The organism is Pseudomonas sp. PGPR40, from assembly GCF_022014505.1.
Classification (GTDB): domain Bacteria; phylum Pseudomonadota; class Gammaproteobacteria; order Pseudomonadales; family Pseudomonadaceae; genus Aquipseudomonas.
On sequence record NZ_JAKLSP010000005.1, the window covers coordinates 162167 to 176100 of the forward strand.

Below are 13934 nucleotides of genomic sequence, written 5' to 3' on the forward strand. Positions count from 1 at the left end.
GTTCAGGGCACTCTTTAAACCACCAACTCCCCCGCCACCGTCGACCGCGTGGCTTTGCCGCAGAGTTGCTCCACCAGTGTCAGCGCAAACTCCAACGCGGCGCCTGAACCCTGGGCAGTAATGCAGTTGCCATCGACCACCACCGGTTGATCGATGAAGTTACAGCCCGACAGTTGATTGCTGACCGTGGGCAGGCAGGTCATGCGCCGCTGACGTAAAACGCCAAAGGTTTGCAACGCCAGCGCCGGCGATTCGGCAATACCGGCGAACAGGCGCCCGGCGGCGGCCTGGTCCTTGATCAATTGCTGCAGAGGTTGGTGGGCCGCCAAATGCTGCGCACCTATGGCACCGCCAGGCAGCACGATCAGGTCGAAGGGTTGGGCGAGCAAATCCACCAACATCGCATCGGCGGTCAAGCGGGTGCCGCGAGCGCAGGTGAGCATGCGCCGTGCCTCGATGCTGGCCACTACCACTTCAACCTTGGCGCGGCGCAGCACATCGATCAGATTCACGGTTTGCAGATCGTCGATGCCCTCGGCGAGGGTAATCAGAGCTCTAAAGGTCATGGGCGCGGTCCACAGGATGATCCTTAAAGCGTAGTCAGCTTTCCTGACCCTTGTTCGAGGCCAGCCGTTACTTGATGTAAAGCTGCGTCGACAGCGTATTGCCGGGTGCGTTGATCGAAGTGTTGCTGAACGTGAATATGCCGTCCTGCTTGCCCGCCAGGTTGAAGATGTACAGATAGCCGACGGTTTTTTTCCCGGCGGAGCACTCGGTCAGGTTGCCGGTATCAAAAGCACAGACAGGGGTTCGGGTGCCGCCCACTTTGAATCCGTCCAGTGCGACTTGAGGCTCGCGACCGTAGCCGACCTCCAGCACGTAGACCTTGATGTTCGGGCCACTGTGATTGCAGCGCGTCTGGTCCTGAGCGGCCGCAATATTTTCAAATCCACAGGATGGCGATTCGACCTTGAGTACCTCTACCTGGCTCAACGGTGGCGCCGTGGCCGCAATGGCTGTTTGCGCGCCGATGAAACAGGTGAACAGCAACCCGAATGCCGCCATCACACGCTTATTAATGCAATACATAGCTACCCCCTCCCTCCCCCAAAAAAACAGCTCGCAGTATGGCGCAGTTCCCTTTTGTGCAAAACATCGACGACGATCGCAGCCATAAGCAGCCATAGCCCCACGCTGCTGGTATGATGCGCGGCTTTTTCCGACCCATAGAAAATTACCAGGCGCTTGCAGCGGTCTGTGCTTTGCTGTTGAGGTCGATACATTTACGGCGCCGGGCGCGCCACGGGGAGCAGACATGCTGGAAAGGCTGTTTCAACTCAAGGCACACAACACCAACGTGCGGACCGAGATTCTGGCGGGCGTCACGACCTTTTTGGCCATGGCCTACATTCTGTTCGTCAACCCGAGCATTCTCGGCGAGACCGGCATGGACAAGGGTGCGGTGTTCGTTGCGACCTGTCTGGCAGCCGCCATCGGCTCGGCCACCATGGGCCTGATCGCCAACTACCCGATTGCCCTCGCGCCGGGCATGGGTCTGAACGCCTTCTTCACTTACACCGTGGTCTTGCACATGGGCCATACCTGGCAAGTGGCGCTGGGCGCGGTGTTCATCTCGGCGGTGATGTTTTTCCTGCTGTCGATCTTCCGCATCCGCGAATGGATCATCAACAGCATCCCGCTGGCGCTACGCTCGGCGATCGCCGCCGGTATCGGCCTGTTCCTGGCACTGATCGCCCTGCACAACGCCGGCATCGTCGTCAGCAACCCGGCCACCATGGTCGGCCTCGGCGACTTGAAGCAACCGGCGCCGATTCTCGCGACCCTCGGCTTTGCCCTGATCGTTGCGCTTGAAGCCTTGAAAGTACGCGGCGCGGTGCTGATCGGTATTCTGGCGGTGACCATCGTTTCGATCGTGATGGGCTTCACCCCGTTCGGTGGCGTGATGTCGATGCCTCCGTCCCTGGCCCCGACCTTCCTGCAACTGGACATCAAAGGCGCACTGGACATCGGTCTGGTCAGCGTGATCTTCGCCTTCCTGTTCGTCGACCTGTTCGACAATTCCGGCACACTGATCGGCGTTGCCAAGCGCGCCGGCCTGATGGGCAAGGACGGCCACATGCCGAAAATGGGCCGCGCCCTGATCGCCGACAGCACCGCGGCCATGGCCGGTTCCTTGCTGGGCACCTCGACCACTACCAGCTACATCGAATCCGCCGCCGGCGTGAGTGCCGGTGGCCGCACCGGCCTGACTGCCATCGTGGTCGCGATTCTGTTCCTGCTGGCGCTGTTCTTCTCGCCATTGGCGGCCAGTGTTCCAGCCTTCGCCACCGCGCCTGCCTTGCTGTTCGTCGCCGTACTGATGACATCCGGCCTGGCCGAAATAGACTGGGACGACATCACCGTCGCCGCACCGGTCGTGGTCACCGCCCTGGCCATGCCATTCACTTATTCCATCGCCAACGGCATCGCCTTCGGTTTCATCGCCTGGACGGCCATCAAGTTGTTGTCCGGTCGCGGCCGTGAGTTGAATTCGGCGCTGGTGATTCTGTCGATTCTGTTCGTGATCAAATTGGGTTGGTTCAACGCATGACTTTTGACTCCCAGGCCTACGCCGTTCAGCTCGAAGAAAAGGTCACGCGCCTGCGCGACCTGCTGGCCCCATTCGAAGCACCCGAACCCGCAGTGTTCGATTCGCCGCTGAAAAACTTTCGCCTGCGTGCCGAGTTCCGCCTGTGGCGAGAAGCCGGCGAGCGCCATTACGCGATGTTTTCCCAGGAAGACAAACGCACGCCGATCCTGATCGAAGAGTTCCCGATCGCAAGCAGGCGCATCAACCAGTTGATGCCGCAGCTGAAGGCGGCGTGGCAAGCGAGTGCGGCCCTGAGCCACAAGCTGTTTCAGGTGGAGTTTCTGACCACGCTGGCCGGCGATGCGATGATCACCCTGTGCTATCACCGCCCGCTGGACGAGCACTGGCACGTAGCGGCGTCGAAACTGGCAGCCGAGCTGAACGTCAGCGTCATCGGTCGCTCGAAAGGCAAGCGCGAAGTGATCGGTCACGATTACGTGGTCGAGAAACTCGAAGTCGGTGGCCGCACCTTCAGCTATCGCCAGCCGGAAGGCGCGTTCACCCAACCCAACGGCACGGTGAACCAGAAGATGCTCAACTGGGCGTATGACGCCCTCGGCGATCGCTCCGACGATTTGCTGGAGCTGTATTGCGGCAACGGCAACTTCACCCTGCCGCTCGCGACCCGCGTGCGCAAGGTGCTGGCCACCGAAATCAGCAAGACCTCGGTCAATGCAGCACTCAGCAACCTGAGCGAAAACGCGGTGGATAACGTCACGCTGGTGCGCTTGTCTGCCGAAGAACTGACCGAAGCCCTGAACGAAGTTCGCCCGTTCCGCCGCCTGCACGGCATCGACCTCAAGAGCTACGAGTTCGGTAGCGTGTTCGTCGACCCGCCCCGCGCCGGCATGGACCCGGACACCTGCGAACTGACCCGACGCTTCGACAACATCCTTTACATTTCCTGCAACCCGGAAACCCTCGCGGCCAACATCGCCCAACTGCACGACACCCACCGCATTACCCAATGCGCGATGTTCGACCAGTTTCCGTGGACCCATCACATGGAGTCCGGGGTGTTGTTGACCCGTCGTTGATCGCAGCCTCCACCTACAAATCAGCCGTCCACTGGACGGCTTTTTTGTGGGCGATCAACGAGCCGCATCGACCTTGCGCGGGCGACCGCCCTTCTTGCCGTTGGCCCGCGCAGCCTCGGCCTTCGCCGCGCTGCTCTGACGGCCATTGCGCGAGGCGATCACCGAGGCTGCCATATCCATCAGCGGTTTGCTCGCCGAAATCAGACCGGCGATGGACACCTGCAAATCCTTGTCTTCATGACACAGCGCGGCTCCGGCAAAACCGACTTTCAGCCCGGCGAAATCCTCAGTCTCAAAACCATCGAACTCCGGATAGTTTTTTACTGGCAACAACACACCGCTACCATCCTCGAAACCGACGGCGAGACATGGATCAAGAAAGATCACCGTCGTCGCATTCAATCCGGCACGACGGCGTGCCCCACCACGCTCGATCGCTTCGTCCAGAGCGCCTTCGGTCACCGGGTGATCGACCTGCATTTTTGCGTTTATCGTTTTCATAATTCGATCTCCACACCCTCCGGTGCTCCCATCAGGGTCAATAGGGTCTTGTTGCTCTCCGGCTCATAGCGAGCCGAACCAATCATGTAAGTCGTGCTGCCAATCCACTTCATCACGACCACTTCATTGCCCTGCCAATCCCATAAGTGATTGTCGAGGCAGGCCGTCTGCAGTTTGTTCCACCAGATGCCACGGGCTCGCCGCAGATGAGCAGGTTGCCTGAGCGCCTGACGCAATCCCTCCAGCACAGCCAAAGGAGGTCGATGCGAATGAGGAACGACATCCCATAGCTCGACACCGTTGTGCCAGAAGCTGAACCTGAAGCGCGCGCTCCATGTGCCTGCGTCGACGTGAACGTGTGGCGGGCAATGCTCATTACGCAACATGACCACCAGTGAAAACCCTTTGTAGCGGCATACGTTCATGCTAACCCATCCGTTAGGTTATAGAGTTCGAAGATTCGCCATTCCTTGAAGAATCCGATAACTGGCGCCGATCGTTTGATCAGCTGGCCACGTTTGAGCCTAGCGTTCCAGGTCGATCGGGCTCTGCCAATCAAGGCAAAAAAGAGTAAGCAATCCTTTCATTACCAACCTGAACGGTGCTGAACCCGGCGCTGTATTTATGCACTCTTATTTGATAAATACAGATTCAGACACTTCATTTGATCCCCGGCGTAATCAATCATGCAGCGGCATTTCGACGATCTTCAATTAGGCAGTATCGAACTATTTTGCCTGGCCGCCGAAGCTGGCAGCTTTACCGCCGCGGCCTTGGTGGCGGGCGTGACCCCGGCCGCCGTCAGCCGTTCGGTGTCGCGCATGGAAGAACGTTTGGGTGTGCGGCTGTTTGCGCGTACCACCCGCAGCGTCAAGCTGACCGACAGTGGCCGGCGTTATTTCGAAGAATGTCGCGAGGCTCTCGCACAACTGGTCGAAGCCCAACGCGAGGTGATGGGGCAGCAGCAGGAACCCTCTGGCACCTTGCGCATCAGCATTCCCACGACCTATGCCCACCATCGCATCCTGCCCTTGCTGCCTGCGTTTCGGGCGCGCTTTCCCGCCGTGAAAGTCGAGGCGCACATCAGCAATCGCAACATTGATTTCGTCGGCGAAGGCTATGACATGGCAATCCGCGTGCGAGCCATTCCCGACTCCGGGCTGATTGCCCGGCCGTTGGAGGACGCCGCGCTGGTGATGATTGCCAGCCCTGATTACCTGCAGCGCGCCGGCACCCCGCAGACGCTGGATGACTTGGCTCAGCACGAATGCATTCAGTACGAACTGCCCAGCAGCGGCCGGCGGATTGCCTGGCTGTTCAACGACAACGGCGTGCCGCTGGAGATTTTGGCCGAGGGCAACTACTGCTGTTCCGATGACGTATTGGGTGGCGTGACGCTCGCAAAAAGCGGCGCAGGGATCTTTCAAACCTATCGCTTCATCGTCGAAAAGGAACTGGCGGACGGTTCGCTAGTGGAAGTGCTCAAACCTTATGGCGGGCGGTCCCGCCCTTTCACTCTGCTGTATCCGCAAAGCCGCCATGTGCCGTTGCGGCTAAGAGCGTTTATCGATTTTCTGGTTGAGCATCTGCCGCGCTGAAAAGATCGCACCTGTAGGCGTGGCCGAAGGCTGCGATCTTTTTGTCTCTGTCCGATCACCGCACAAATAATCCAGGCCTGACGCCCTCTTCAATTGACCTTATTAACCAGTTAGTACAATTTCTCTCCACAGGCTGAAACCCTCGGCCAATGCCAAAAATAATATGTGGAGAAACCCGATGTCCCCTATCGTTCTGGTGCTCAACGGCCCGAACCTGAACCTGCTGGGTACCCGTGAACCGGCAACTTATGGCCACGAAACCCTGGCGGACATTTCAGCGTTGTGCGGTCGTGCTGCCGAAGAATTCGGCCTGACAGTGGAGTTTCGTCAGACCAATCATGAAGGCGAACTGCTCGACTGGATTCATGCTGCACGAGGCCGCTGCGCCGGGATCGTCATCAACCCGGCTGCCTGGACTCACACCTCGGTGGCCATTCGCGATGCCCTGATTGGCAGCGAACTACCGGTGATCGAAGTACACCTGTCCAACGTCCATGCCCGCGAACCCTTCCGGCATCACTCCTTTGTTTCGTCCATCGCCACGGCGGTCATGTGCGGCTTCGGCAGCCACGGCTATCGTTTGGCGCTGGAGCATTTCAGCCAACGTTTGAAAGGTTTAGCGTCATGACCCAGAACACCGTGGTACTGGCCGGGCTGATCGGTGCCGGCATTCAGGCTTCCCGCACCCCCGCGCTGCACGAGCATGAAGGCGATGCGCAGGGTTTGCGTTACCTGTATCGGTTGATCGATCTGGATCAATTGAAACTCGACAGCAGCGCCCTGCCCGACCTGCTGATGGCCGCCGAACGGATGAATTTCACCGGACTGAACATCACCTTCCCGTGCAAGCAGACGATCATCCCGTTGCTTGACGAATTGTCGCCAGAGGCTCGCGGTATTGGCGCGGTGAATACGGTGGTGCTGAAGGACGGTAAACGCATCGGCCACAACACCGATTGCCTGGGTTTTGCCGAAGGGTTTCGCCGTGGTTTGAAGGACGTTGCCCGTGAGCGTGTGGTGCAAATGGGCGCCGGTGGCGCAGGCGCGGCAGTGGCCCACGCGCTATTGAGCGAAGGCGTACAGCTGCTGAGCATTTTCGATGTGGATCAAAGTCGCGCTCAGTCGCTGGCGAACAACCTCAATCAGCATTTCGGTGCTGGCCGCGCCGTGGCGGGTCATGACTTGCCAGGCACGCTGGGTCAGGCTGACGGACTGGTGAATACCACGCCGATGGGCATGAAAAAACTGCCGGGCACGCCCGTGCCGGTGGAACTGCTTCGGGCACAGTTGTGGGTGGCGGAGATCGTTTACTTCCCACTGGAAACCGAACTGCTGCGCAACGCTCGTGCGCTGGGTTGCCGAACCCTAGATGGTGGCAACATGGCGGTGTTTCAGGCGGTGAAGGCGTTTGAACTGTTCAGCGGGGTGGTGCCGGATGCTCAGCGGATGCTGGCGCATTTTCAGAGCATGAATGGTTGAAAAGCCTTCGCGGACAAGCCTAGCTCCCACACAGGTCGCGTGATCTGTAGGAGCGAGGCTTGCCCGCGAAGGCGTCAGGCCTGCAGGTATCGCAAAACCGACTCGCAAATCATCTCCCGATGACGCTGCTTGATGCTTTCGTCCGGCAAGTCGATCTGAAAAATCTCACCGAAGGTATGACGGTTCGACACGCGATAAAAGCAAAACGAGCTGATCAATAGATGCACATCCAGCGGATCGAGACCGCTGCGGAATACACCGGTTTCGGCTCCGCGCCGCAAGATCTCGCCCAGTGAATCGAGGATGGTGTTGTTCATCGCCTTGATCGCATCGGAGCGCTTCACATACTCGGCGTTGTGAATGTTCTCGATGCTGACGATACGCACGAAATCGACGTTGCGATCATGGTGATCGAAGGTGAATTCCACCAAGCGCCGAATCGCCTCTACTGGCGCCAGTTCAGCCAGGTGCAAACGGTTTTCGGTGTTGCGGATATCTCCGTAGAGTTTCTCCAGCACCTCGACGTAGAGCTGTTCCTTACTACCGAAGTAGTAATAGATCATGCGTTTTGAGGTGTGGATTCGCTCGGCGATTGCATCGACGCGCGCACCGGAAAGTCCCTGCTGAACGAACTCGACAATGGCCTCTTGAAGGATGTTCTCGCGGGTTTTTTCCGGGTTGTTCTTGCGACTCTTGCGAGGCTCGGCAATTGGCTTTTCGGACGCTGCGGAGAGTTCTGAAATTATTGTCATTGGGCTCACGGCCATCACTGCACAAGCGGAAGATTATGGGCCGCCACGCGCAGTGAAGGAAGCTGCGCGGCAGCGGTTTTGTACCCGTGTTTACGTTTTTCCTACAACTTTGCCTGACGAACGCCACCATTTCGCGACTTGGCCATGGCCGCCAGTCGCACTGCCACGTTGGCCGCGCCGTAACCCACGTAGCCGTTTTTGCGCTGGATGATTTCAAAGAAGAACCGCCCTTCGAACGGCTCGGTGTACACATGAAACAGCTCGCCGCCCTGAGCATCACGGTCGTAGAGCACATTGAAATAGGCCAGCTCGCTGAGGAACTCATCGTCGAAGTCGAACCGCGCGGCGAGGTCATCGTAGTAGTTGAGCGGGATATCCAGCAGCGGTACGCCCACCGCCTTGGCGCGGCTGACTTCGGCAAAGATGTCGTCGCAATCAAAAGCGATGTGATGCACACCGGAACCGCGATAACTCGACAACGCGTGTGAGATGGCGGTGTTGCGGTTCTCGGAAATGTTCAGCGGCAGGCGGATCGAACTGCAACGGCTGCGCAATGCACGACTCTTCACTAAACCATATGGGTCGGGCAATACCACTTCATCGTCGGCTTCGAAATCCAGCAGGCTTTTATAGAACAGCACCCAACTGTCGAGGCTATCGGCGGGCAATGCCATTGCCATGTGGTCGATGCGCTTGAGGCCACCGCTGGCCACGGCCGTCGATTGCAGATTGAAGTCGGTGCCGTAGACGTCGGCGTGCTGGTCCACCAGGTAAATCAGGCTGCCGTCCGGCGCACGCACCGCTGCCAGTTCAAGCTCGTTGGGGCCAACGAGTCCACGATACGGTTGGCCTTTGTAAGCCACGGCACGCGCCAGCGCACTGGCGCTGTCCTTGACCCGCACGGCGGTGGCGCACAGCGACGGACCGTGGGCCTCGAAAAAACTGTGGGCGAAGGAATAAGGCTCAGAGTTGAGGATCAGGTTGATATCGCCCTGACGCAACAGGCTGACGCTTTTGGAACGGTGTTGGCCGGCCTTGACGAAACCCAGCCGCTCAAGCCAATGGGCCAGCTTGGCGCCAAGGCTTTCATCCACGGCGAATTCAAGAAACTCGATGCCGTTGTATTCGCTGGCGCTTGGGGTGTCGAACAGAATGTCGTGATTGGCTGCGGGCCTGGCTTCCTGTTCCAGACGTTGACGGGTTTTCTCTTCCAGATACAGCAACGAACGAAAACCGTCGGCAGCGTTGGCCCGTGGCGGTGCGGCACGGAAGCCGTCGTTGAAGATTTCCAGCGACAGCGGCCCGGTGTAGCCACTCTTGATGATGGGCGCGAGGAACCCTGGCAGATCGAATTCGCCCTGGCCCGGGAAACAGCGGAAATGCCGGCTCCACTCCAGCACATCCATGGCCAGGATCGGCGCGTCGGCCATTTGCACGAAGAAAATCTTGTCGCCGGGAATCTCGGCGATGGCGCTTGGGTCGCCCTTGAGCGACAGCGTATGAAAACTGTCCAGCAACACGCCGAGGCTCGGATGGTCAGCCTGGCGAACGATATTCCACACCTGTTGATACGTGTTCACATGCCGGCCCCAGGCCAGCGCTTCATAGCCAATCCGCAGGCCACGACTACCGGCCCGCTCTGCGAGCTGGTGCAAATCATCAATCAGGATCTGCTCATCACCGATCGAATCGGCCGAGGCGTTACTGCATACCAGCACCAGGTCGGTACCCAATTCCTGCATCAAATCGAACTTGCGCTCGGCCCGCTCCAGATTGCGCGGCAGGCGATCGCGGCGGCATCCTTCGAAATCCCGGAAAGGTTGAAACAGCGTGATGGCGATCCCGAGATCGGCGCACATCTGTCTGATTTCCCGTGGGCTGCCGTCGTAGTAGAGCAGGTCGTTCTCGAAAATCTCCACCCCGTCAAAACCGGCGGCGGCGATGGCTTCGAGTTTTTCCGGCAGGGTGCCGCTCAAGGAAACGGTGGCAATGGAACGCTGCATATTTCGACTCCCGGTGGTGGGGACATTCTTGTTGGGCAAATTATTGGCTTGACGAATCCACACAGCAATTCAAAGTGTACTACCCGGTTAGTTTTGCGGGCGATTATCGAACACAATGGCGGTTGGCGAATTGACGATTTTTCGTCCACTGCGCAACATCGACACCACATTGAGTCCGGCCACACCCCATGGACTCGGTTACCAAAGACCCTGAACACCACATAAAAATTTCAAAAACGGGTATACGCTCATGCGCTCATTCAACGCCTTGTTTGCTTGCTCCACCGCCCTCACGCCGTACCTGGCATCCATCCGAACCTTGCGCTCGCTCGGCCGACCCGTGCCGCTCGCTGAATAACCCGTTGTCGTCAGTCCGACGAAAACACCTCAGCCGATCAATCACACCGCGCCTGTCGCTCCGATTGATCACGCGCCCTTGAAGTCCCGACAAGCCTCGCCTGTCGGTCATTGAACGGATGGCACACACACATGATTCCTTCTCAAAGCTCTCGCGTGGCTCCGGCCATGGGCGTCGCCACTGGCGGCATCGGCGATAAAATCCGCGGCGCCATGGCCGTCGGCAAAACCCGTTGGGGGATGTTGGCGCTGGTGTTTTTCGCCACCACTCTGAACTACATCGACCGCGCTGCCCTGGGCGTCATGCAGCCGATCCTGGCCAAGGAAATGAGCTGGACGGCGATGGACTACGCCAACATTAACTTCTGGTTTCAGGTCGGCTACGCCATCGGCTTTGTGCTGCAGGGCCGGTTGATCGACCGGGTCGGCGTTAAACGCGTGTTCTTCTGCGCGGTGCTGCTCTGGAGCCTGGCGACCGGCGCCCACGGCCTGGCCACTTCGGCGGTGGGCTTCATGGTCTGCCGGTTCATTCTCGGCTTGACCGAAGCAGCGAATTACCCGGCCTGCGTGAAAACCACCCGATTGTGGTTCCCCGCCGGCGAGCGTGCCGTGGCCACCGGTATCTTCAACGCCGGGACCAACGTCGGCGCGATGTTCACGCCGATGCTGCTGCCGCTGATTCTGCACGCCTGGGGCTGGCAAGCCGCGTTCCTGTGCATGGCGTCGCTGGGCGGCATCTGGTTGCTGTTCTGGGGTCTGAAATACTTCAACCCGGAAGATCACCCAAGCGTCAAACAATCGGAACTGGACTACATCCAGAAGGAAGTCGAGCCAGAACAATCCCGCGTGCCGTTCTCACGCATCCTGCGCATGCGTGGCACCTGGGCCTTCGCCCTCGCCTACTCGATCACCGCGCCGGTGTTCTGGTTCTACCTGTACTGGCTGCCGCCGTTCCTCAATCAGCAATACAACCTGGGGATCAACGTGACCCAGATGGGTATCCCGCTGATCATCATCTACCTCACGGCCGACTTCGGCAGTGTCGGCGGCGGCATCCTGTCCTCGTTCCTGATCGGTCGCGGGGTCAACCCGATCAAGGCGCGATTGATGTCGATGTTCCTGTTCGCCTGCTGCATCATCGGCGTGGTCATGGCCGCGGGCTCGAGCAGCCTGTGGGTCGCGGTGTTTGCCATCTCCCTGGCCATCGGTGCTCACCAGGCCTGGACCGCGAACATCTGGAGCCTGGTGATGGATTACACGCCCAAGCACATGATGAGTACGGTGTTCGGTTTCGGCGGGATGTGCGCGGCGATCGGCGGGATGTTCATGACCCAGTTGGTCGGCCACATTCTGACGGTCACCAACAACAACTACACCGTGCTGTTCACCATGATTCCGGCGATGTACTTCATCGCGCTGACCTGGATGTACTTCATGGCACCGCGCAAGATTCCTACCGTCACTGACTGAAATCCGTTCCTTCGGCAGGCCTGATTCCAGGCCTGCCCTCTCCTACCCTTCGTTGTTGCCAGGCTGCCGCCAATCCGCTGCAACAAATCACCGCGATCCCGACCACCGTGGTCAGGGTCGGCGTGTGAGAAAACAACAACCAACCCAGCAAACCTGCAAAGACAATCTGGCAATAGCCGAACGGCGCCAATAGTGCGGGCGCGGCGTGACGGAAGGCCTGGGTCAGAAACAGATGCGCCGTCATCCCACACGCCCCCAGCGCCACCATCATAAAACCATGACCCAAGCTTGGGACTTGCCAGAAGAACGGCACCAGCGCGCTCATCACCAACGTATTGCACAGCCCGGCGAAAAAGTTGCTGGTGGTCGGGCTGTCGATTTCGCTGAGCTTACGGGTGAGCAACTGATAGAAGCAGAAAAACAATGCCGAGCAGAACGGCAGCAACACCGCTGGCGTGAACAATTCGCCGCCAGGATGAACGATGATCAACACCCCGATAAATCCACAAATCACCGCCAGCCATTGCCCGCGCGTCACCTGTTCACCCAGCAGCGGCACCGACAGCGCCGTCACCAATACCGGTGCGAGAAAGTTGACTGCCGTGGCTTCGGCCAAAGGGATGAACAGCAAACCGGTAGTGAACAGCAAACTGGTTCCCAGCAGGCACAACGCCCGCAACAGTTGCAGCAATGGCCGTTTGGTCCGTAGGACACGCAACCCGGACTGCGGCAGAAAAATCCCGGCCATCAGCAACGTGTGAATGACATAGCGAGCCCAGACCACCATGATCACCGGGTAGAACCCCGAGAGGTATTTCGACAAAGCGTCGTGGCTGGAAAACAGGAAGGTGGCGACGACGATCAGCAGAATCCCTTTGAAGGGCTGATTGACACCGGAAAGCGGAGTGCTGAGGGTCATGGGGTATTCCCTTGGGGTCTTGAGATCAAAAGCTCGCGGGCAAGCCTTAATACCAGTCAGAAGCGCAACCCCTGTAGGAGCGAGGCTTGCCCGCGAAGACGGCAGTACAGTCAACATTGATGTCGCCTGACCTACCGCTTTCGCGAGCAAGCTCGCTCCTACGGACTTCCGCGATTTGTGAATTGTTGGGATTGAACCCAAACAATTTAGAACCCGGTTCCAGATTCTCACAGGAGTAACGACAAATAGTGTTCGATCAGCGCACAGATTCGTATAGCGCTCCCACGCTGTTTTTCTGGGTTGAATTAAACGAACAACTCAGACGCCAGACTCGCCGCCGACAACTCCTCGGTAAATTTCAACAACAGCGGCGCCAATTCATGCAAACGCGCCCCCGGCATCCGCGCACTCGGCCCGGCGATGCTGAGTACGCCGATCACCCGGCCATCACCCGGATGCCGCACCACCGCGGCAATCGCCGACGTGCCTACCGCCGAACTTTCCTCGACCCAGGCATAGCCCTGTTCCCTGGCCAGGCGCAGGCGTTCGAGCAATTCGATGTTGGAGCGTGGTGCGTTCGGCCCGAGGTCCTTGGGCCGGTCAATACCCTGGCGTTCCACCAGCGACAAGGCCTCGGCATCGCTCATGCACGCCAGCCACGCATGCCCCGATGCGGTGTAAAACAATGGCGCATCGCGGCCCATGTCCGGGTCATAACGCAAGCCGGAACGGGCGCCCTGGGATTTGGCGATCCAGATTTGCCGCTCCCCTTCGATCACCCCAAGGCGCACCAGTTCACCGGTTTCCTCGGCCAGGCGATCCAGCACCGGTTGCACGATATCCGCGCCGCTACTCGACAGGTAGCGGAAACCCATGGCCACCAGTTTGGTCGACAGGTGATAACGCAAGTTCTCCGGATTCTGCCGCACGTAGCCCAGCCGGATCAGCTCGGCGAGCAAGCGATGGGTCGCGCTTTTGGGGATATCCAGTCGCTCTGCCAGCGCTTGCATCGGCAGGCCGCGAGGGTCACTGGTAAGGCTTTCCAATACGCTGAAAACACGTTCGATCTGACTGCCGGCCATGGGAGGTTCCACACGAAAATTTACCCGATTCTAGAAGACAAGCTGCCCAATACGAAATCTGGAACCCGGTGTTCGACCGGTAAGCC

The 13934-nt window shown here is 58.9% G+C and carries 14 protein-coding genes; 6 read left to right on the forward strand and 8 right to left on the reverse strand.

Annotated features, from left to right (window positions below; genetic code table 11):
* Nucleotides 1-14: 14 nt before the first annotated feature.
* Both MEB48_RS06820 and MEB48_RS06825 read right to left on the reverse strand, forming a co-directional pair.
* On the reverse strand, nt 15-566 hold the full coding sequence (locus MEB48_RS06820; protein WP_237883042.1) for a DJ-1 family glyoxalase III: 552 nt from the start codon (nt 564-566) through the stop codon (nt 15-17).
* A 67-nt stretch (nt 567-633) separates the two neighbouring features.
* Nucleotides 634-1089, reverse strand: a complete 456-nt coding sequence (locus MEB48_RS06825; protein WP_237883044.1) for a DUF4879 domain-containing protein — start codon at nt 1087-1089, stop codon at nt 634-636.
* 226 nt (nt 1090-1315) lie between these two features.
* Between MEB48_RS06825 and MEB48_RS06830 the strand changes: the two genes are divergently transcribed.
* Entirely contained in the window at nt 1316-2611 is a 1296-nt protein-coding gene (locus MEB48_RS06830) for an NCS2 family permease (RefSeq protein ID WP_237883046.1), read from the forward strand.
* On the forward strand, nt 2608-3687 hold the full coding sequence (gene trmA / locus MEB48_RS06835) for a tRNA (uridine(54)-C5)-methyltransferase TrmA (RefSeq protein ID WP_237883048.1): 1080 nt from the start codon (nt 2608-2610) through the stop codon (nt 3685-3687). Before MEB48_RS06830 ends, trmA begins: the two co-directional genes overlap by 4 nt.
* A gap of 54 nt (nt 3688-3741) precedes the next feature.
* On the opposite strand, the gene MEB48_RS06840 is transcribed toward trmA, so the two are convergent.
* Entirely contained in the window at nt 3742-4188 is a 447-nt protein-coding gene (locus tag MEB48_RS06840) for a DUF2442 domain-containing protein (RefSeq protein WP_237883050.1), read from the reverse strand.
* A complete protein-coding gene (locus MEB48_RS06845; RefSeq protein ID WP_237883052.1) occupies nt 4185-4613 on the reverse strand; it encodes a DUF4160 domain-containing protein in 429 nt (142 codons plus the stop codon). Before MEB48_RS06845 ends, MEB48_RS06840 begins: the two co-directional genes overlap by 4 nt.
* 261 nt (nt 4614-4874) lie before the next feature.
* Here MEB48_RS06845 and MEB48_RS06850 point away from each other — a divergent pair, with 261 nt between their 5' ends.
* The 3 genes from MEB48_RS06850 (at nt 4875) to MEB48_RS06860 (ending at nt 7265) form a co-directional block, all read left to right on the forward strand.
* Complete coding sequence (locus MEB48_RS06850) at nt 4875-5786, forward strand: LysR family transcriptional regulator (RefSeq protein ID WP_237883054.1); 912 nt, start codon at nt 4875-4877, stop codon at nt 5784-5786.
* A 178-nt stretch (nt 5787-5964) separates the two neighbouring features.
* Complete coding sequence (aroQ, locus tag MEB48_RS06855) at nt 5965-6414, forward strand: type II 3-dehydroquinate dehydratase (protein ID WP_237883056.1); 450 nt, start codon at nt 5965-5967, stop codon at nt 6412-6414.
* Nucleotides 6411-7265, forward strand: coding sequence for a shikimate dehydrogenase (locus MEB48_RS06860; RefSeq protein WP_237883058.1), 855 nt, complete (start codon nt 6411-6413; stop codon nt 7263-7265). The genes aroQ and MEB48_RS06860 overlap by 4 nt, the downstream gene beginning before the upstream one ends.
* Before the next feature lie 74 nt (nt 7266-7339).
* Here the strand turns inward: MEB48_RS06860 and MEB48_RS06865 are convergent, their stop codons facing one another.
* Nucleotides 7340-8017 carry a TetR family transcriptional regulator gene (locus MEB48_RS06865; protein ID WP_237883060.1) on the reverse strand — a complete coding sequence of 226 codons (678 nt, stop codon included), beginning with the start codon at nt 8015-8017 and terminating at the stop codon, nt 7340-7342.
* Between the two features lie 101 nt (nt 8018-8118).
* Nucleotides 8119-10020, reverse strand: a complete 1902-nt coding sequence (gene quiC / locus MEB48_RS06870; protein WP_237883062.1) for a 3-dehydroshikimate dehydratase QuiC — start codon at nt 10018-10020, stop codon at nt 8119-8121.
* Nucleotides 10021-10509: 489 nt separating this feature from the next.
* Between quiC and MEB48_RS06875 the strand changes: the two genes are divergently transcribed.
* Nucleotides 10510-11847, forward strand: coding sequence for an MFS transporter (locus MEB48_RS06875; RefSeq protein WP_442969065.1), 1338 nt, complete (start codon nt 10510-10512; stop codon nt 11845-11847).
* Here MEB48_RS06875 and MEB48_RS06880 read toward each other — a convergent pair.
* Nucleotides 11837-12766: a DMT family transporter gene (locus MEB48_RS06880; RefSeq protein WP_237883064.1), complete on the reverse strand. Its 930-nt coding sequence runs from the start codon at nt 12764-12766 to the stop codon at nt 11837-11839. The genes MEB48_RS06875 and MEB48_RS06880 overlap by 11 nt on opposite strands.
* Nucleotides 12767-13071: 305 nt before the next feature.
* Nucleotides 13072-13848: an IclR family transcriptional regulator gene (locus tag MEB48_RS06885; RefSeq protein ID WP_237883066.1), complete on the reverse strand. Its 777-nt coding sequence runs from the start codon at nt 13846-13848 to the stop codon at nt 13072-13074.
* Between the last annotated feature and the right edge of the window lie 86 nt (nt 13849-13934).

Coding starts and splice junctions, on each gene's coding strand:
- trmA (WP_237883048.1), top strand. CDS start 2,608: ATGACTTTTGACTCCCAGGCCTACGCCGTTCAGCTCGAAGAAAAGGTC.
- MEB48_RS06885 (WP_237883066.1), bottom strand. CDS start 13,848: ATGGCCGGCAGTCAGATCGAACGTGTTTTCAGCGTATTGGAAAGCCTT.
- MEB48_RS06865 (WP_237883060.1), bottom strand. CDS start 8,017: ATGACAATAATTTCAGAACTCTCCGCAGCGTCCGAAAAGCCAATTGCC.
- MEB48_RS06880 (WP_237883064.1), bottom strand. CDS start 12,766: ATGACCCTCAGCACTCCGCTTTCCGGTGTCAATCAGCCCTTCAAAGGG.
- MEB48_RS06820 (WP_237883042.1), bottom strand. CDS start 566: ATGACCTTTAGAGCTCTGATTACCCTCGCCGAGGGCATCGACGATCTG.
- MEB48_RS06860 (WP_237883058.1), top strand. CDS start 6,411: ATGACCCAGAACACCGTGGTACTGGCCGGGCTGATCGGTGCCGGCATT.
- MEB48_RS06840 (WP_237883050.1), bottom strand. CDS start 4,188: ATGAAAACGATAAACGCAAAAATGCAGGTCGATCACCCGGTGACCGAA.
- MEB48_RS06825 (WP_237883044.1), bottom strand. CDS start 1,089: ATGTATTGCATTAATAAGCGTGTGATGGCGGCATTCGGGTTGCTGTTC.
- quiC (WP_237883062.1), bottom strand. CDS start 10,020: ATGCAGCGTTCCATTGCCACCGTTTCCTTGAGCGGCACCCTGCCGGAA.
- MEB48_RS06875 (WP_442969065.1), top strand. CDS start 10,510: ATGATTCCTTCTCAAAGCTCTCGCGTGGCTCCGGCCATGGGCGTCGCC.
- aroQ (WP_237883056.1), top strand. CDS start 5,965: ATGTCCCCTATCGTTCTGGTGCTCAACGGCCCGAACCTGAACCTGCTG.
- MEB48_RS06830 (WP_237883046.1), top strand. CDS start 1,316: ATGCTGGAAAGGCTGTTTCAACTCAAGGCACACAACACCAACGTGCGG.
- MEB48_RS06850 (WP_237883054.1), top strand. CDS start 4,875: ATGCAGCGGCATTTCGACGATCTTCAATTAGGCAGTATCGAACTATTT.
- MEB48_RS06845 (WP_237883052.1), bottom strand. CDS start 4,613: ATGAACGTATGCCGCTACAAAGGGTTTTCACTGGTGGTCATGTTGCGT.